General features: G+C 62.1%; 15 protein-coding genes and 1 pseudogene. 13 read left to right on the top strand and 3 right to left on the bottom strand.

Features of this window, described 5'->3' with window-relative positions:
- Nucleotides 1-70 precede the first annotated feature (70 nt).
- The 6 genes from PFLQ2_RS26545 to PFLQ2_RS26570 all read left to right on the top strand — a co-directional run bounded on the left by PFLQ2_RS26545 (nucleotide 71) and on the right by PFLQ2_RS26570 (nucleotide 5,377).
- Nucleotides 71-934, top strand: coding sequence for a YicC/YloC family endoribonuclease (locus PFLQ2_RS26545; protein ID WP_003177261.1), 864 nt, complete (start codon nucleotides 71-73; stop codon nucleotides 932-934).
- 12 nt (nucleotides 935-946) lie between these two features.
- Nucleotides 947-1,567, top strand: a complete 621-nt coding sequence (gene gmk, locus PFLQ2_RS26550; RefSeq protein ID WP_003177260.1) for a guanylate kinase — start codon at nucleotides 947-949, stop codon at nucleotides 1,565-1,567.
- Nucleotides 1,568-1,734: 167 nt separating this feature from the next.
- On the top strand, nucleotides 1,735-1,998 hold the full coding sequence (rpoZ, locus tag PFLQ2_RS26555; protein WP_003177259.1) for a DNA-directed RNA polymerase subunit omega: 264 nt from the start codon (nucleotides 1,735-1,737) through the stop codon (nucleotides 1,996-1,998).
- Between the two features lie 60 nt (nucleotides 1,999-2,058).
- A complete protein-coding gene (gene spoT / locus PFLQ2_RS26560) occupies nucleotides 2,059-4,164 on the top strand; it encodes a bifunctional GTP diphosphokinase/guanosine-3',5'-bis pyrophosphate 3'-pyrophosphohydrolase (protein WP_003177258.1) in 2,106 nt (701 codons plus the stop codon).
- Nucleotides 4,165-4,200: 36 nt separating this feature from the next.
- Nucleotides 4,201-4,581 (top strand): RidA family protein, encoded by a 381-nt coding sequence (locus tag PFLQ2_RS26565; protein WP_003177257.1) that lies wholly within the window; start codon nucleotides 4,201-4,203, stop codon nucleotides 4,579-4,581.
- Nucleotides 4,582-4,636: 55 nt separating this feature from the next.
- The gene (locus tag PFLQ2_RS26570) at nucleotides 4,637-5,377 is read left to right on the top strand and encodes a hypothetical protein (protein ID WP_003177256.1); all 741 of its coding nucleotides are present in this window, start codon (nucleotides 4,637-4,639) and stop codon (nucleotides 5,375-5,377) included.
- 132 nt (nucleotides 5,378-5,509) lie between these two features.
- Here the strand turns inward: PFLQ2_RS26570 and PFLQ2_RS26575 are convergent, their stop codons facing one another.
- Nucleotides 5,510-6,367, bottom strand: coding sequence for an SDR family oxidoreductase (locus tag PFLQ2_RS26575; RefSeq protein WP_003177255.1), 858 nt, complete (start codon nucleotides 6,365-6,367; stop codon nucleotides 5,510-5,512).
- A 186-nt stretch (nucleotides 6,368-6,553) separates the two neighbouring features.
- Between PFLQ2_RS26575 and exbB the strand changes: the two genes are divergently transcribed.
- From exbB to PFLQ2_RS26600, 6 genes and pseudogenes are all read left to right on the top strand, one after another.
- Nucleotides 6,554-7,555 carry a tonB-system energizer ExbB gene (gene exbB, locus PFLQ2_RS26580; RefSeq protein ID WP_003177254.1) on the top strand — a complete coding sequence of 334 codons (1,002 nt, stop codon included), beginning with the start codon at nucleotides 6,554-6,556 and terminating at the stop codon, nucleotides 7,553-7,555.
- 6 nt (nucleotides 7,556-7,561) lie between these two features.
- The gene (exbD, locus tag PFLQ2_RS26585; RefSeq protein WP_003177253.1) at nucleotides 7,562-7,990 is read left to right on the top strand and encodes a TonB system transport protein ExbD; all 429 of its coding nucleotides are present in this window, start codon (nucleotides 7,562-7,564) and stop codon (nucleotides 7,988-7,990) included.
- The gene (locus tag PFLQ2_RS26590; protein ID WP_003177252.1) at nucleotides 7,987-8,748 is read left to right on the top strand and encodes an energy transducer TonB; all 762 of its coding nucleotides are present in this window, start codon (nucleotides 7,987-7,989) and stop codon (nucleotides 8,746-8,748) included. The genes exbD and PFLQ2_RS26590 overlap by 4 nt, the downstream gene beginning before the upstream one ends.
- A 324-nt stretch (nucleotides 8,749-9,072) precedes the next feature.
- Nucleotides 9,073-9,992, top strand: a pseudogene (locus PFLQ2_RS27415) (LysR substrate-binding domain-containing protein).
- Between the two features lie 9 nt (nucleotides 9,993-10,001).
- Nucleotides 10,002-12,077, top strand: a complete 2,076-nt coding sequence (gene recG / locus PFLQ2_RS26595) for an ATP-dependent DNA helicase RecG (protein WP_003177249.1) — start codon at nucleotides 10,002-10,004, stop codon at nucleotides 12,075-12,077.
- A 79-nt stretch (nucleotides 12,078-12,156) separates the two neighbouring features.
- Complete coding sequence (locus tag PFLQ2_RS26600) at nucleotides 12,157-13,557, top strand: aminoacyl-tRNA deacylase and HDOD domain-containing protein (protein ID WP_003177247.1); 1,401 nt, start codon at nucleotides 12,157-12,159, stop codon at nucleotides 13,555-13,557.
- A 171-nt stretch (nucleotides 13,558-13,728) separates the two neighbouring features.
- On the opposite strand, the gene PFLQ2_RS26605 is transcribed toward PFLQ2_RS26600, so the two are convergent.
- Nucleotides 13,729-14,109, bottom strand: coding sequence for a hypothetical protein (locus tag PFLQ2_RS26605; RefSeq protein ID WP_003177246.1), 381 nt, complete (start codon nucleotides 14,107-14,109; stop codon nucleotides 13,729-13,731).
- Between the two features lie 454 nt (nucleotides 14,110-14,563).
- On the opposite strand from PFLQ2_RS26605, the gene PFLQ2_RS26610 reads away from it, so the two are divergent.
- Complete coding sequence (locus PFLQ2_RS26610) at nucleotides 14,564-14,944, top strand: DUF6124 family protein (RefSeq protein ID WP_003177245.1); 381 nt, start codon at nucleotides 14,564-14,566, stop codon at nucleotides 14,942-14,944.
- Nucleotides 14,945-15,840: 896 nt separating this feature from the next.
- Here PFLQ2_RS26610 and tagQ read toward each other — a convergent pair.
- The gene (gene tagQ / locus PFLQ2_RS26615) at nucleotides 15,841-16,779 is read right to left on the bottom strand and encodes a type VI secretion system-associated lipoprotein TagQ (protein WP_003177243.1); all 939 of its coding nucleotides are present in this window, start codon (nucleotides 16,777-16,779) and stop codon (nucleotides 15,841-15,843) included.
- Nucleotides 16,780-16,822 lie beyond the last annotated feature (43 nt).

Here is a 16,822-nt window from a genome sequence, read left to right as displayed (position 1 = left end):
TTGGGCTTTTATTTACAGATACCAGGCCCACGACGACACGTTGTGCCGGCCTGCATTGCGAGGAACCTCCATGGTGCACAGCATGACCGCCTTCGCCCGGGTCGAAAAAGCCGGCGCCCAAGGCACGCTGAGCTGGGAACTGCGCTCGGTCAACAGCCGCTACCTGGAGCCGCACCTGCGCCTGCCCGAGTCCTTTCGCGACCTCGAAGGTGGCGTGCGTGAAGCACTGCGCCAGGGCCTGTCCCGGGGCAAACTGGAATGCACCTTGCGCTTCACCGAAGAAAGCACCGGCAAGACGCTGCAGATAGACCGCGAACGCGCCGCGCAACTGGTGGCCGCCGCCGAAACCGTCGCCAGCCTGATCAAGAACCCTGCCGCCCTGAACCCGCTGGAAGTCCTGGCCTGGCCCGGCGTGCTGGTGGGTGATGCGAGCGACCCGCAAGCGCTGAACTCCGAGGCGCTGGCGCTGTTCAACCAGGGCTTGAAAGAACTCAAGGCCGGTCGTGAACGTGAAGGCGCGGAGCTGGCCCGGCTGATCGACGAGCGTCTGACCTCCATCGAAGGAGACGTCAGCACCCTGCGCGAGCTGGTCCCGCAGATGCTCGCCACCCAGCGCCAGAAAGTCCTCGATCGCTTCGCCGACATGAAGGCCGAGCTGGACCCCCAACGCCTGGAACAGGAAATGGTCATGCTCGCGCAAAAAAGCGACGTGGCTGAAGAGCTGGATCGCCTGAGCACCCACATCATCGAAGTTCGCCGGGTGCTCAAGTCCGGCGGTGCGGCCGGTCGCCGCCTGGACTTCCTGATGCAGGAGCTCAACCGCGAAGCCAATACACTGGGCTCCAAAGCCTTCGACCCGCGCAGCACCCAGGCTGCGGTCAACCTCAAGGTGTTGATCGAGCAAATGCGCGAACAAGTGCAGAACATTGAGTAAGGCTAACCCGACATGACCCACAGCACCGGTACTCTCTACATCATTTCCGCGCCCTCGGGCGCCGGCAAGACCAGCCTGGTCAAGGCACTGATCGACGCTGAACCGCAGATCCGCGTCTCGGTCTCGCACACCACCCGCGCCATGCGCCCGGGCGAAGTCAACGGGGTGAACTATCACTTCGTCGATCGCGAGGAGTTCGTGAAAATGGCCGAGCACGGCGACTTCCTGGAGCGCGCCGAAGTCTTCGGCAACCTCTATGGCACTTCGCAAAGCTATTTGCAGCAGACACTCGACGAGGGCCACGACCTGATCCTGGAAATCGACTGGCAAGGCGCCGAGCAAGTGCGCAAGCTGATGCCCCAGGCTCGCTCGATCTTCATCCTGCCGCCAAGCCAGCAGGCCTTGCGCCAGCGCCTGACCAACCGCGGCCAGGACAGTGACGAAATCATCGAAGACCGGATGCGCGAAGCGGTCAGCGAAATGAGCCACTACGTTGACTACGATTACCTGATCATCAACGATGATTTTGCCCACGCACTGGACGACCTGAAGGCGATTTTCCGCGCCAGTCAGCTGCAGCAGAAACGCCAGCAGCAACGTTTCGGTAAATTATTGGCCGAATTGTTGGGCTGAAGAGCCCTTCCCAAAACCGCTGCGACGGCTTTACATTGGTACTCGCAGCGCGCCGAGGGGTTTGGTTAAAAAATCAGCGCTTCCCTAAACGCTGGTGTTTTTTTAAACTGTCGAGTCCGCTCGCCCAACCGGGCAGCGCGCATATTGCATTCGCTCCGAGGAATACCATGGCCCGCGTAACCGTTGAAGACTGCCTAGAACACGTGGAAAACCGCTTTGAGCTGGTCATGCTCTCTACCAAGCGTGCCCGTCAACTGGCTACCGGTGGCAAAGAGCCGTTGGTCCAGTGGGAAAACGACAAGCCTACCGTCGTAGCGCTGCGTGAAATCGCCGAAGGCCTGATGAGCTACGAGTTCATCGCCAACGCTGAAATCGTCGAAGACGAACCGCTGTTCGCAGCGTTCGAGGACGAGTCCAACGAGGCGGTCTAAGCCTATGCCTGGTCGACGTAGCACGGCGCGGGGTCACAGCAGACGGCAGGAGTCATCATCATGCCGAGCATAGACGCCCTCGCCGATCGCTTATCGGCCTACCTCGGCACGGACCAGGTCAACCTGGTCCGCCGAGCCTATTTCTACGCCGAACAAGCCCACGACGGCCAACGCCGCCGTAGCGGCGAGGCGTACGTCACGCACCCCCTTGCGGTGGCGAACATTCTTGCCGACATGCACATGGACCATCAGAGCCTGATGGCGGCGATGCTGCATGACGTGATCGAAGACACCGGCATTGCCAAGGAAGCGCTGCAAGCGCAGTTCGGCGAAACCGTGGCCGAACTGGTCGACGGCGTCAGCAAGCTGACCCAGATGAACTTCGAGACCAAGGCCGAGGCCCAGGCCGAGAACTTCCAGAAAATGGCCATGGCCATGGCTCGCGACATCCGCGTGATCCTGGTCAAGCTCGCCGACCGCCTGCACAACATGCGCACCCTGGAAGTACTCTCCGGCGAAAAACGCCGGCGCATCGCCAAGGAAACCCTGGAAATCTATGCGCCCATCGCCAACCGCCTGGGCATGCACGCGATCCGCATCGAGTTCGAAGACCTCGGCTTCAAGGCCATGCACCCGATGCGTTCGGCGCGGATCAACCAGGCCGTCAAGCGCGCCCGGGGCAACCGCAAGGAAATCGTCAACAAGATCGAAGAGTCCCTGAGCCATTGCCTGGCCATCGACGGCATCGAAGGCGAAGTCAGCGGCCGACAGAAACACCTCTACGGCATCTACAAGAAAATGCGCGGCAAGCGTCGGGCCTTCAACGAGATCATGGACGTCTACGCGTTCCGGATCATCGTCGACAAGGTCGATACCTGCTACCGCGTACTGGGTGCTGTGCATAACTTGTACAAACCGTTACCGGGACGCTTCAAGGACTACATCGCGATTCCCAAGGCCAACGGCTACCAATCGCTGCATACCACGCTGTTCGGCATGCATGGTGTACCGATCGAAATCCAGATCCGTACCCGTGAAATGGAAGAGATGGCCAACAATGGCATCGCCGCCCACTGGCTCTACAAGTCCAGCGGCGACGAACAGCCCAAGAGCACCCACGCCCGGGCCCGGCAGTGGGTCAAGGGTGTGCTGGAGATGCAGCAGCGCGCCGGTAACTCCCTGGAATTCATTGAAAGCGTCAAGATCGACCTGTTCCCGGACGAGGTCTACGTCTTCACGCCCAAGGGTCGGATCATGGAGTTGCCCAAGGGCTCCACGGCCGTGGACTTCGCCTATGCGGTGCACACCGACGTGGGCAACAGCTGCATCGCGTGTCGGATCAATCGCCGCCTGGCGCCGCTCTCCGAACCGTTGCAAAGCGGTTCTACGGTGGAGATCGTCAGCGCGCCCGGCGCCCGCCCGAACCCGGCATGGCTCAATTTCGTGGTCACCGGCAAGGCCCGCACGCACATCCGCCATGCCTTGAAACTGCAACGCCGCTCCGAATCCATCAGCCTGGGCGAACGCCTGCTGAACAAGGTACTGAACGGTTTCGACAGTTCGCTGGACAAGATCCCCGCCGAGCGTGTGCAGGTGATGCTCACCGAATACCGCCTCGAACTGATCGAAGACCTGCTCGAAGACATCGGCCTGGGCAATCGCATGGCCTACGTCGTTGCCCGTCGCCTGCTCGGCGAAGGCGAACAGTTGCCAAGCCCCGAAGGCCCGCTGGCGATTCGCGGTACCGAAGGCCTGGTGCTCAGCTACGCCAAATGCTGCACACCGATCCCGGGCGACCCGATTGTCGGCCACCTGTCCGCCGGTAAGGGGATGGTGGTGCACCTGGACAATTGCCGCAACATCAGCGAAATCCGTCACAACCCGGAAAAGTGCATCCAGCTCTCCTGGGCCAAGGATGTCACCGGCGAATTCAACGTCGAGCTGCGAGTCGAGCTGGAGCACCAGCGCGGCCTGATCGCCCTGCTGGCCAGCAGCGTCAACGCCGCCGACGGCAACATCGAGAAAATCAGCATGGACGAACGCGATGGCCGCATCAGCGTCGTCCAATTAGTGGTGAGCGTGCATGACCGCGTGCACCTGGCCCGCGTGATCAAGAAACTGCGTGCCCTGACCGGCGTTATCCGCATCACCCGGATGCGCGCGTAGCTCCTCGGGGAGCCAATTCATTACAAGGAGTCTTAAATGACCAAGACCGTTATCAACAGCGACAAGGCCCCAGCCGCCATCGGTACTTATTCACAGGCCATCAAGGCCGGCAACACCGTGTACATGTCGGGCCAGATCCCGCTGGACCCAAAAACCATGGAGCTGGTGGAAGGCTTCGAAGCCCAGACCGTGCAGGTGTTCGAGAATCTCAAGGCCGTGGCCGAAGCCGCCGGTGGTTCGTTCAAGGACATCGTCAAGCTGAACATCTTCCTCACTGACCTGAGCCACTTCGCCAAGGTCAACGAGATCATGGGCAAGTATTTCGACCAGCCTTACCCTGCCCGCGCCGCCATCGGCGTGGCGGCCCTGCCGAAGGGCTCGCAGGTTGAGATGGATGCCATCCTGGTCATCGAGTAACAAGGCCGGCGCAGCGTCCCCCGCTGCGCCGTTTTCGTTTTGAAAGGATTCCACCATGCGCAAAGCGCTTGCTCTCCCGCTGCTCGCCCTCCTCCTGGCCGGCTGCGCCAGCGACCCTGCCGACCGTGACATCAGCGGCACCTGGATCAATCAGGCCGCCATCGACGCCGCCGCCAAGGGCGGTCCGCTGCGCGAAGCGCTGCAGGGCTATGGCCCGAACCTGGAATGGGACGTCAACACCCGGGCCGGACAGGCGCGCTACACCAACGGTTTTGAAAACGTCGAAGGCAAATTGCTCGGCGAAGAAGACGGCGCCTGGAAAGTCGATTTCTACGGCAGCTCCGCCAGCGAACTCAAGCGCGACGGCGACCAGTTGAGCCAGGCCGCCACCGAAAACGAACCGCAACAGAATTTCGACCGCGCGCAGATCCAGGTACCGGAAGGCGCGCCAATCGGCGCCAGTTTCGAGCGAGCGCTGTACGCCGCCTACCTTGGCGGCACCTGGAATATCGTCAGCGGCCCCGGACAAGGCGCCACGGTGCAATTCCAGCCCGACGGCCAGATCAGCGGGTTGCCCGGCGCCGACCGTTACGCCTTGTGCCTGGCTGGCGATTGCGCCTCCATGAGCAGCGGCAACGACAACATCTGGCTGCAACAGAACGGCCAGGGCAACACCTGGATCTTCGCCCGCGACGGCAAGAAGCTGGAAATCTTCCAGACCGTCAACACGGCCCTGGCGGATGAAATGCCGTCGTTCGTGCAAGGCAATCGCCAATGGATGCTGGAGAAGCAGTAACCGGATTTTGAAGATCCCCCTGTGGGAGCGAGCCTGCTCGCGATAGCGGCGTAACAGTCAGCAGTGATGTTGAATGTTACGGCCTCATCGCGAGCAGGCTCGCTCCCACAGTTTGTTTTGGGGTGGCTGGAATCAGCAGCGCCCTTCAAGAATCGCCGCATATCCCTCACGAAAACTCGCATACCGCGGCGTCCAGCCCAGCGCCTTCGCCCGGGCGTTGCTGCAGCGTTTGCTGCCGGCGCGGCGGACGCTGGCGTTTTCGGCCCATTGGGTGACGCCCATGTAGTCGCGCAGCCAGCCTACGACTTCGGCCAATGGCGCAGGGGCATCATCGACGCCGATATAGCAATCCTCCAGGGTCTTGCCCTGGCGATCGGCTTCCAACAGAAATGCCAGCAGGCCCGCCGCGTCGTCAGCGTGGATGCGGTTGGCATACAGGGGCGGGTCCTCTACCACGCTATAGCCCTGGCGCACCTGGCTCAGCAACCATTCTCGGCCCGGGCCATAGATGCCGGTCAGGCGCACACGGCTGGCCGGGATGCCGCTGTCGAGCGCCACTTGCTCGGCTTCAAGCATCAGCCGACCGGAGTAGCCACCGGCCACGGTGGGCGAGGTTTCATCGACCCACTCCCCTGCCTGTTGCCCATACACACTGCTGCTGGACACAAAAAGCAGCCGCTTGGGTTGTTGCCCGTGCTGCTTCAACCAGCCCAACACATGCTGCAACCCTTCGACATAAGCCGCGCGATAGCCCGCTTCGTCATGTTCGGTGGCCGCAGCGCTGTACACCAGGTAGTCCAGCGGACCGGTGGGCCAATCGGCCGGGCATTGCTGGCTGAACAGGTCACCCACCACCCCGGCGACACCCGCCGGCAGCTTGGAAACCGTGCGGCGCATGCCATACACCTGCCAGTGCTGGGCCTGTAATTGGCTGGCCAGGCGACCGCCGATATCACCACAGCCGGCGATCAAAACAGAAGGCGCGGACATCAAAAACTCCTCTCGTAAAGCCGCAGACTAGCCCTCCCAAGGGATGAGCGGCTAGCGATGCAGGAAAAAAAGACACGCTATTACTGTTGCTAACAAGAATTACTTGCAATAATGCACGCCACTTTTGTTCTCGGCCCACGAGGCCTGGAAGAACATCAACCTTCTTTTCTCTCAGGTCCGGCCAGCATGAAACACTCTATATACCCCGCTTCGCCAACCCACCGACCTCGCGCCTGGGGCGCGGTAGCCGCTTTGCTGTTCAGCCTGTTGCTCGCGCCTTGCGCAGTGTTCGCTGACCAGGCCGCCGCTCCGGCAGCCGCCAATGAACCCGCAGCAAGCGCCACGCCGAACGTGCCACGCAATCCTGATGGGAGCGTCGATACGTCATCGCTCCCTCCAGAGGTCCAAAAGGCGCTGGCCGAGTTCGGCGAAGCCGCGAAGCAGATGGAAGCCGATCAACAGAAGGCCGACAACTCCTTGGGCATGGCCCACGACCTGTCGCCATGGGGCATGTACCAGAACGCCGATATTATCGTGAAGATCGTGATGATTGGCCTGGCCATCGCCTCGATCATCACCTGGACCATCTGGATCGCCAAAGGCTTCGAGTTGTTGGGAGCCAAGCGCCGCTTGCGTGGCGAGATCGCCGCCCTGAAAAAAGCCACCACCCTGAAGGAAGCCAGCGCCAGCGCCGCGAAAGAAGGCACTCTCGCCAACCTGCTGGTGCACGACGCGCTCGAAGAGATGCGCCTGTCGGCCAACAGCCGCGAGAAGGAAGGCATCAAGGAGCGGGTGAGCTTTCGCCTCGAACGCCTGGTCGCCGCTTGCGGTCGTAACATGAGCAGCGGTACCGGCGTGCTTGCCACTATCGGTTCCACCGCGCCGTTCGTCGGTCTGTTCGGCACCGTGTGGGGCATCATGAACAGCTTCATCGGCATCGCCAAGACCCAGACCACCAACCTCGCCGTCGTGGCCCCCGGCATTGCCGAAGCCCTGCTGGCAACGGCCCTGGGCTTGGTCGCGGCAATCCCCGCCGTGGTCATCTACAACGTTTTCGCTCGCTCCATTGCCGGTTACAAGGCGCAGGTTTCCGACGCCTCGGCCGAAGTCCTGCTGCTGGTCAGCCGCGACCTCGACCACCTGCCGCCCGAGCGTGGCTCGCAACCGCACATGGTGAAAGTGGGGTAACCGGCCATGGGCCTGCATTTGAAAGAAGGCGCAGACGACGATCTGGCCGAGAACCACGAAATCAACGTCACACCGTTCATCGACGTGATGCTGGTGCTGTTGATCATCTTCATGGTGGCCGCCCCGCTCGCCACCGTGGACATCAAGGTCGACCTGCCTGCCTCGACGGCCAAGCCATCGCCGCGACCGGAGAAACCGGTGTTCCTCAGCGTCAAGGCTGACCAGCGACTGTTCCTGGGCGAAGATGAAGTCAAGACCGAAACCCTTGGCGCAACGCTTGATGCGCGGACCCAGGGCAAGAAAGACACGACGATCTTCTTCCAGGCCGATAAGGGCGTGGATTATGGCGACCTGATGAGCGTGATGGACGCCCTGCGTGGCGCCGGCTACTTGAAGGTCGGCCTGGTCGGACTCGAGACGGCGCCCAAGAAATGATCACGACGCGCCAAAAGCTGACGCGTTACAGCGGTAGCCTGGCCGTGGTGCTGGGCGTGCATGCGCTCGCCATCGCCCTGGCGCTGAACTGGACGTCCCGCCCGCCCATCGAGTTGCCTCCCCAGGCGATGATGGTCGAGCTGGCGCCGGTGCCAGCCCCGCCACCGCCCGCACCGCCAAAAGTCGTCACACCGCCGCAACCGCCCGAGCCGGTCGAAGAATTGCCGCTACCTAAACTCGCCGAGGCACCGGAGCCCGAAATTTCCGTGCCCAAGCCAGTCAAGCCAAAGCCCAAGCCTCAACCGCCCAAGCCAAAGCCAAAGCCGGAGGAGAAGAAGCCCGAGCCGCCGAAGGAACAGCCGTCCGAGCAAAAACCCAGCGACACCCCGCCGACCCAGGCACCGACGGAGAAATCCGCGCAGCCGGCCCCTGGCCCTTCCCCTGCGCAATCGGCGGCCAAGGCCAACTGGCAAGGCACGCTGCTGGCGCACTTGGCCAAGTACAAGAAGTACCCGCGCAGGGCCCAGCAGATGAACAAGGAAGGCACCAACCGCCTGCGTTTCGTGGTGGATGGGGAAGGTAATGTATTGTCCTTCCAGCTGGTGGATGGATCCGGCACGGACTCCCTGGACCAGGCCACCCTGGACATGATCAAAAACGCCCAACCGTTGCCCAAGCCGCCGGCTGAGCTGCTCAGCAACGGCACTATCGAATTGACGGCACCGTTTGTTTATTCGATCGACAAGCGTCGGCGCTGATCGAACCTGGCAACCCGCTAGCAGATGAATCCTGTGGCGAGGACGCTTGCTCCCGCTGGACTGCGCAGCAGGCCCTGGCACGATCAACACGATCTGCCTGATACGGTGCATTCGCTGGTTTTGGGGCCGCTTCGCGGCCTAGCGGGAGCAAGCGCCCTCGCCACAATAAGTTCAACCGACAGAAAGGCATCGAAAGATGCCTTTTTCATCTCCGGCAGCACCCCATCAGACATTCGACAGTGTCACACCGCGCCTCCACTCTGATAACGTGCGTCTATCGATTGCAGCCGGTATGCTTGGCTCGCAACTTCACGGACGTCCGCCATGACCCTCACAGAATTACGCTACATCGTGACCCTCGCCCAAGAGCAGCATTTCGGCCATGCAGCCGAGCGTTGCCACGTCAGCCAGCCGACGCTGTCGGTGGGTGTGAAAAAGCTCGAGGACGAACTCGGCGTGCTGATTTTCGAGCGCAGCAAAAGCGCGGTGCGCCTGACGCCGGTCGGCGAAGGCATCGTGGCCCAGGCGCAAAAGGTATTGGAGCAGGCCCAGGGCATCCGTGAACTGGCCCAGGCCGGCAAGAACCAACTGACCGCCCCGCTGAAAGTCGGCGCGATCTACACCGTTGGCCCGTACCTGTTCCCGCACCTGATTCCGCAACTGCACCGGGTCGCCCCGCAGATGCCGTTGTATATCGAAGAAAATTTCACCCACGTGCTGCGCGACAAACTGCGCAACGGCGAGCTGGATGCGATCATCATCGCCCTGCCGTTCAACGAAGCCGATGTCCTGACGCTGCCGCTCTACGATGAGCCGTTCTACGTCCTGATGCCGGCCCAGCACCCGTGGACCCAGAAAAAACCATCGACGCCGCCCTGCTCAACGACAAGAGCCTGCTGCTGCTCGGCGAAGGCCACTGTTTCCGCGACCAGGTGCTCGAAGCCTGCCCGACCCTGACCAAGGGCAGCGAAGGCGCCAAGCACACCACGGTGGAATCCAGCTCCCTGGAAACCATTCGCCACATGGTCGCCTCGGGCCTGGGCATTTCGATCCTGCCGCTGTCGGCGGTGGACAGCCACCACTATGCCCCAGGCGTGATCGAAGTCCGTCCGCTGACGCCACCGGTGCCATTCCGTACCGTGGCCATTGCCTGGCGCGCCAGTTTCCCGCGGCCCAAGGCCATCGAGATCCTCGCCGACTCGATCCGCCTGTGCTCCGTGGCCAAGCCGCCCACTGCCAAGTAAGCCGCGGCCATGACTGAGCTGTCGAAAGTGCCGGTCACGGCACTCAAGGGTGTCGGTGAAGCCATGGCCGAGAAACTGGCCAAGGTCGGCCTGGAAAACCTCCAGGACGTGCTGTTCCACCTGCCCCTGCGTTACCAGGATCGTACCCGCGTGGTGCCCATCGGCCATTTGCGCCCAGGGCAGGACGCGGTGATCGAGGGCACCGTCAGCGGCGCCGACGTGGTCATGGGCCGGCGCCGCAGCCTGGTGGTGCGACTGCAGGACGGCACCGGCGGGCTCAGCCTGCGTTTCTACCACTTCAGCAATGCGCAAAAGGAAGGCCTCAAGCGCGGCACCCGTGTGCGCTGCTACGGCGAGGCCCGGCCCGGGGTGTCGGGGCTGGAGATCTATCATCCGGAGTACCGCAGCATTACCGGTGACGAACCGCCGCCAGTGGACGAAACCCTGACGCCAGTCTATCCGCTCACCGAAGGCCTGACCCAACAGCGCCTGCGCCAGCTCTGCCAGCAGACCCTGACCCTGCTTGGCCCCAGCAGCCTGCCCGACTGGCTGCCCACGGAACTGGCCCGGGACTACCAATTGGCGCCATTGGCCGATGCGATCCGCTACCTGCACCATCCGCCCGCCGATGCCGATGTCGACGAACTCGCCCTCGGCCATCATTGGGCCCAGCATCGCCTGGCATTCGAGGAATTGCTGACTCATCAACTGTCTCAACAACGCCTGCGCGAAAGCCTGCGTTCACTGCGCGCCCCAGCCATGCCCAAGGCCAGCAAACTGCCGGCCCGCTACCTGGCCAACCTGGGTTTCACGCCCACCGGCGCCCAGCAACGGGTCGGCAACGAAATCGCCTACGACCTGAGCCAACCCGAACCGATGCTGCGCCTGATCCAGGGCGACGTCGGCGCCGGCAAGACCGTGGTCGCCGCCCTGGCCGCGCTCCAGGCACTGGAAGCGGGGTACCAAGTGGCGCTGATGGCGCCCACCGAGATTCTTGCCGAGCAGCACTTCATCACTTTCCAGCGCTGGCTCGAACCGCTGGGCATCGAAGTCGCCTGGCTCGCCGGCAAGCTCAAGGGCAAGAACCGCGCAGCCGCCCTGGCGCAAATCGCCGAAGGCGCCCCCATGGTCGTCGGCACCCACGCGTTGTTCCAGGACGAAGTGAAATTCAAGAACCTGGCGCTGGTGATCATCGACGAACAGCACCGCTTCGGCGTACAGCAACGCCTGGCCCTGCGACAGAAAGGCGTGGGCGGGCGGATGTGCCCGCATCAACTGATCATGACCGCCACGCCGATCCCGCGGACCCTGGCGATGAGCGCCTACGCCGACCTCGACACCTCGATCCTCGACGAACTGCCCCCGGGCCGCACGCCGGTCAACACCGTGCTGGTCACCGACACCCGGCGGGTCGAAGTGATCGAGCGCGTGCGCAGCGCCTGTGCCGAAGGGCGACAGGCTTATTGGGTGTGCACGCTGATCGAAGAGTCGGAAGAACTGACCTGCCAGGCAGCCGAAACCACCTATGAAGACCTCACCGCCGCCCTCGGCGAGCTGAAGGTCGGGCTGATCCACGGTCGCATGAAACCCGCCGAGAAAGCTGCCGTCATGGCCGAGTTCAAGGCCGGTGCCCTGCAATTGTTGGTCGCCACCACAGTGATCGAAGTGGGCGTCGATGTGCCCAACGCCAGCTTGATGATCATCGAGAACCCCGAGCGCCTGGGCCTGGCGCAATTGCACCAGCTGCGCGGCCGGGTGGGCCGGGGCAGCGCCGCCAGCCATTGCGTCCTGCTCTACCACCCGCCACTGTCCCAGATCGGCCGTCAGCGCCTGGGGATCATGCGCGAAACCAACGACGGTTTTGTCATCGCCGAAAAAGACCTCGAATTGCGCGGCCCCGGTGAAATGCTCGGCACGCGCCAGACCGGTCTGCTTCAATTCAAGGTGGCCGACCTGATGCGCGACGCCGATCTACTGCCCGCCGTACGCGACGCAGCCCAGGCCCTGCTGGAGCGCTGGCCCGATCACGTCAGCCCACTGTTGGACCGCTGGTTGCGCCATGGGCAGCAATACGGCCAAGTGTGAGCACGCGCTCAGTTTTCAAGACCCGCCTACTGGACAAGCTGGTTATACTGATCAACTTGTAGGAAAACGGATACAGACCATGACAGAAGCTGCCCTCGTCCCAGAATCCCCGCACGCTCCGTCTGTAATTCGGCTGCTGCTCGAAAAACTGGGCATCGCCTTTGACGAAGTGCTTGAGCGACCTAGACTGAACGCTGCCCGCAAAGTGCAGGCCGTTCTGCTGCACGATGCGGTAGGCGCGCTCATGGTCCTGTTTCCACAAAGCCAACTGCTGGACCTCAATCGCCTGGCCGAGCTCACCGGCCGCAAGCTCACGGCAGTGCCTACCGAACGCCTGGAGCGCATGCTCGGCAAACACAACCTGAGCCTGCTGCCTGGCCTGCCGGCACTGACCAGCTCGCCTTGCCTGTACGAAGAAAGCCTGCTACGCGAACCGAAGCTGCTGATCAACTCCGGCGAGCCGGGACTGTTGCTCGAAGTCACCAGCGAAGCGTTCAAGACCATGCTCACCAAGGCCAGCGCCGCGACGTTCGGCGAGCCCGTAAGCAACATCACCCCCAACCTGGACCGCCCGCACGACGACCGCGCGGAAATCACCCAGGCTGTGCAAGCGTTCACCGCCCGGCGCATCCAACAGCGCCTGGAAGAAACCATCGAGATCCCGCCACTGGCGGAAACCGCGCAAAAAATCATCAAGCTGCGGGTCGACCCTGACGCCACCATCGATGACATCACCGGCGTCGTCGAAACCGACCCGGCCCTGGCCGCCCAAGTGGTGAGCTGGGCCGCCTCGCCGTACTACGCCTCGCCAGGCAAGATACGCTCGGTTGAAGACGCCATCGTCCGGGTCCTGGGTTTCGACCTGGTGATCAACCTGGCGCTGGGCCTGGCCCTGGGCAAGACCCTGAGCCTGCCCAAGGACCACCCACAACACACCACGCCGTACTGGCAGCAATCGATCTACACCGCCGCGGTCATCGAAGGCCTGACCCGCGCCATGCCCCGCGCCCAGCGCCCCGAAGGCGGCCTGACCTACCTGTCGGGCCTGCTGCACAACTTCGGCTATCTGCTGCTGGCCCACGTGTTCCCGCCGCACTTCTCGCTGATCTGCCGGCACTTGGAAGTCAACCCGCACCTGTGCCACAGCTACGTGGAACAGCACCTGCTGGGCATCAGCCGCGAGCAGATCGGCTCATGGCTGATGCGCTACTGGGACATGCCCGACGAACTGGCCACCGCCCTGCGCTTCCAGCACGACCCGCACTACGACGGCGAATACGCGGCTTACCCGAACCTGGTATGCCTGGCCGTGCGCCTGCTGCGCTCGCGCGGTATCGGCTCCGGTCCGGACGAGGAGATTCCCGATGCCTTGCTCGAGCGCGTAGGCCTGTCTCGGGACAAGGTCAATGACGTGGTCAGTAAAGTGCTTGAGGCAGAAGTGCTGCTGCGCGAATTGGCTTCGCAGTTCAGCCACGGCTGAACCCGGCTCCGTGACAGGCGGATGAGCTCTGTGGCGAGGGAGCTTGCTCCCGCTCGGCTGCGCAGCAGTCGTAAAACCTGCCAACGCGGTCCGCCTGGAGGATCGCATCGACTCATTTGGGGCCGCTTCGCAGCCCAGCGGGAGCAAGCTCCCTCGCCACGGGGTTCTCGGCTAGGCCTTCTTGGCCTTTTTTGGCTTCAGGTACTTGGTCAGCCCCTGGAACCAGATCACCAGCGCCGGATTGCCCTTGATCTGGATCGACTTGTCCTGAATTCCCGTCATGAATGCCAGTTGCTTGTTCTTGGCCTGCATCGTGGCGAAGCCATAGGCGGCGTCCTTGAAGGCAATGGCGAAGGCAGGTTCTGGATAGGTACCGGACTGGCTGGTGATGCGCTGGTCCTTCACCTTGAAATGCCGCGCAACCTTGCCGTCCAGGGTTTGCAGTTGGAATACCAACTCCTTATCACCCAATTGCTGCTGAAACGCCGGGTTCGTCCGGCTGGCCTTGCCCATCAATAACCCCAGCATCCACAGCAGAAAACGAAACTTCATGGGCACCGCCTCGAAAGAAAGATGAATAGCTGGCAGTTTAGCGATTCTTCGGCGGAACGCTATCATCGAATCGCTTTAGCGGAAGATGAATGGCTTTTCCTGCATGATGACTGCTAAGTCATGTTTTTCGAGACATGACGTCGGCCTTCAAGGTCCTAGGACATTTCCTTCAAAACGCCGGGCTTTCCGTGAACTAGGCAGGGCTCTAAAGCGCGGCTAACCTCTGATCGTCATCGCAAAAAACGGTGACACGGACGTGCAAGTCCGGATTGGTACGCAATTGTTCATGGCTATTGACCGAACATTTTTTTATGCTCGCGTCCGTTATGGCGATTGTGCGTGGGAGACCTTCGGGTCTGCCGGCGGTACCGGACCGGTCTTGCACACCTACGCACAGTTGCCACCTCTTCGAATGCAAGCGAAAGGACGGCAACCCCAACTCTGGTACTTACATATGGTCAAGCCAACACCCAATCCGCCAAAAAGCGGCCACAAATCACGCGTCGAAGCCCTCGAGGAAAAGAAGCTCGAAGACGCCGCCACCCGCGCCCTCGATTACTATCTCAAACCCCAACCCTCCCCGCCCGAACCCGACAAAAACCAGCTCTTCATCGTGTCCCCCCACATCGACACCGAAACGCTGCTCGCCAACGCCTCCGAAGACCTGCTCTCCATCAGCACCATCGCCGCCGACCTGGCTGACGACGTCGACGACTCACGCCGCTGCGTAGCCCTGGCGATCAGTCGCATGGCCGATGGGGTGCAGTTGTTGGTCGAACGGGCATTGGATCATCTGGAAACCAAGGGGATGGCAGCGCCTGACGCCAAGGGGTAGCGCTTGCATTGATGCAGGCTTAGCCGACGCCATCGCGAGCAAGCTCGCTCCCACAATTGGATCGGGTGCAACCGCAAGAGGTAGGCCGGCTACTAGGCCGCCTTCGCGAGCAGGCTCGCTCCCACAATTGGATCGGGTGCAACCGCAAGAGGTAGGCCGGCTACTAGGCCGCCTTCGCGAGCAGGCTCGCTCCCACAATTGGATCGGGTGCAACCGCAAGAGGTAGGCCGGCTACTAGGCCGCCTTCGCGAGCAGGCTCGCTCCCACAATGGATCGGAGTACGACACAGGAGACAGGCCGGCTATAAGGCCGCCTTCGCGGGCAAGCCCGCTCCCACAGGGATCGAGGTGCAGCCCAAGAAACAGGTCGGCTATAAGGCCGCCTCGGCGGGCTTTTGATCTGGGGCCCCGTTGACCACGCTGGCCGAACGCAGGCATTGCGCAGTGGGCATCCCGGCATGGATGCCGGGATAGCCGCGCTGGGTCATGGATGACCCTTCGCGGCGGGCCCACGGAGCAATGCCGGAGTTGAGGGCATGCCGAGCCGGAGCGAGGCACCGAGTGGTGGGGCAAGCCTTTTTTGCTTACTTTTTTTGGCGTCTGAAAAAAAGTGAGTCGCCGTAAGGGCGAAACCCTAAGTGGCCGTTACCGCAGCAACGGATATACACACCGCCCACAGAACATAAGCCGACTACCAGACCGCCTTCGCGAGCAAGCCCGCTCCCACAGGGGAATGTGGATACCGCGATATTGCGGCCAACCAAAAACAAATGTGGGAGCGAGCCTGCTCGCGATTGCGGTGCCTCAGTCAACATGAATGCCAACTGATCGGACGCTATCGCGAGCAGGCTCGCTCCCACAGGTTTTGCCAGCTGATCAACGATCAGCAGCAGTCAATCAAACATTCGGGCAAGGAACCGGAGCCCAGTCACCCAGGTCCGGGTTTTTGCACATGCTGTTGACCTGAGTAGTACCGGCACTGGCAACCTGCTTGCTTTCATCTTGCTTGGCCTTGGCGGCCTGCAAGGTCTTCTCGGTGGTCACCGCTTCTTTCGGCACGGTCGGCAGCTCTTTCTTCTTCGCCGGCTGCACCTTTTTGTTGGTCTTCTTGCTGCTGGTCGGAGCCACAACCTGCGTGGTATCAGCGGTGGCCACGGTCACCACGTCAGTACGCTGCACACCCACCTGCTGCAGGTCTTTCTCATAGGCCTGGGTGTAGTTGTTCAGGTCTTCGGAAGCCTTGCCATTGACCGCGACGATAAGGTCGTTCGACTCTTTCAGGCCGGCGACGATTTCTGCCAGGCGCTTGCGGCCTTCGGTGTCGTTGACGGTCTTGGCCTTGCGGTCGGCAACCAGTTTGCTGAACGCATTCTGGTAGCACTGCTGCGAAGTCTTCGCGTAAGCAGTGCTGCGGTCGATGTCGGAGACGCTTTTGTTGACGTCGGTGGCGTAGGACGCGATGCGCTGGTTGTCATCGGCGATCTGCTTCTGGCGCTCGGTGTAGTAACCCGCTGCACCGCCGGCCAGGGCGCCGCCCGCAGCACCGATGGCCGCGTTGCGACCACGGTTTTCCTTGTCGGTCAGGGCGCCCAGCAAGGCACCGCCGACCGCGCCTACGGCCGCGCCGGTGACCACGGACTTGGTCATGTCGCCTTCGGTGGAACGCAGGTGCTGCACTGGCTCGTAGCAGTTCGGGTAGTACTCGACCTTGGTGCTCGAAGCGACCTTGGACGTCGGCGACGTGGCGCAGCCGGTCAGTACGGTGCTGAAGCCAACAGCGACCATCAGCAAGTGACGCTTGGAAACCGAAGCAAAAGGTTTACGGGAGAAAAGCATAGTTGTGTTCTCGTTTAAGTTTTGACCAGCTCAGCGCGGCCCA

The organism is Pseudomonas fluorescens Q2-87, from assembly GCF_000281895.1.
GTDB classification, from domain to species: domain Bacteria; phylum Pseudomonadota; class Gammaproteobacteria; order Pseudomonadales; family Pseudomonadaceae; genus Aquipseudomonas; species Aquipseudomonas fluorescens_S.
This window is presented reverse-complemented; position numbering and strand designations above follow the sequence as displayed.

Coding starts and splice junctions, on each gene's coding strand:
- PFLQ2_RS26545 (WP_003177261.1), top strand. CDS start 71: ATGGTGCACAGCATGACCGCCTTCGCCCGGGTCGAAAAAGCCGGCGCC.
- gmk (WP_003177260.1), top strand. CDS start 947: ATGACCCACAGCACCGGTACTCTCTACATCATTTCCGCGCCCTCGGGC.
- rpoZ (WP_003177259.1), top strand. CDS start 1,735: ATGGCCCGCGTAACCGTTGAAGACTGCCTAGAACACGTGGAAAACCGC.
- spoT (WP_003177258.1), top strand. CDS start 2,059: ATGCCGAGCATAGACGCCCTCGCCGATCGCTTATCGGCCTACCTCGGC.
- PFLQ2_RS26565 (WP_003177257.1), top strand. CDS start 4,201: ATGACCAAGACCGTTATCAACAGCGACAAGGCCCCAGCCGCCATCGGT.
- PFLQ2_RS26570 (WP_003177256.1), top strand. CDS start 4,637: ATGCGCAAAGCGCTTGCTCTCCCGCTGCTCGCCCTCCTCCTGGCCGGC.
- PFLQ2_RS26575 (WP_003177255.1), bottom strand. CDS start 6,367: ATGTCCGCGCCTTCTGTTTTGATCGCCGGCTGTGGTGATATCGGCGGT.
- exbB (WP_003177254.1), top strand. CDS start 6,554: ATGAAACACTCTATATACCCCGCTTCGCCAACCCACCGACCTCGCGCC.
- exbD (WP_003177253.1), top strand. CDS start 7,562: ATGGGCCTGCATTTGAAAGAAGGCGCAGACGACGATCTGGCCGAGAAC.
- PFLQ2_RS26590 (WP_003177252.1), top strand. CDS start 7,987: ATGATCACGACGCGCCAAAAGCTGACGCGTTACAGCGGTAGCCTGGCC.
- recG (WP_003177249.1), top strand. CDS start 10,002: ATGACTGAGCTGTCGAAAGTGCCGGTCACGGCACTCAAGGGTGTCGGT.
- PFLQ2_RS26600 (WP_003177247.1), top strand. CDS start 12,157: ATGACAGAAGCTGCCCTCGTCCCAGAATCCCCGCACGCTCCGTCTGTA.
- PFLQ2_RS26605 (WP_003177246.1), bottom strand. CDS start 14,109: ATGAAGTTTCGTTTTCTGCTGTGGATGCTGGGGTTATTGATGGGCAAG.
- PFLQ2_RS26610 (WP_003177245.1), top strand. CDS start 14,564: ATGGTCAAGCCAACACCCAATCCGCCAAAAAGCGGCCACAAATCACGC.
- tagQ (WP_003177243.1), bottom strand. CDS start 16,779: ATGCTTTTCTCCCGTAAACCTTTTGCTTCGGTTTCCAAGCGTCACTTG.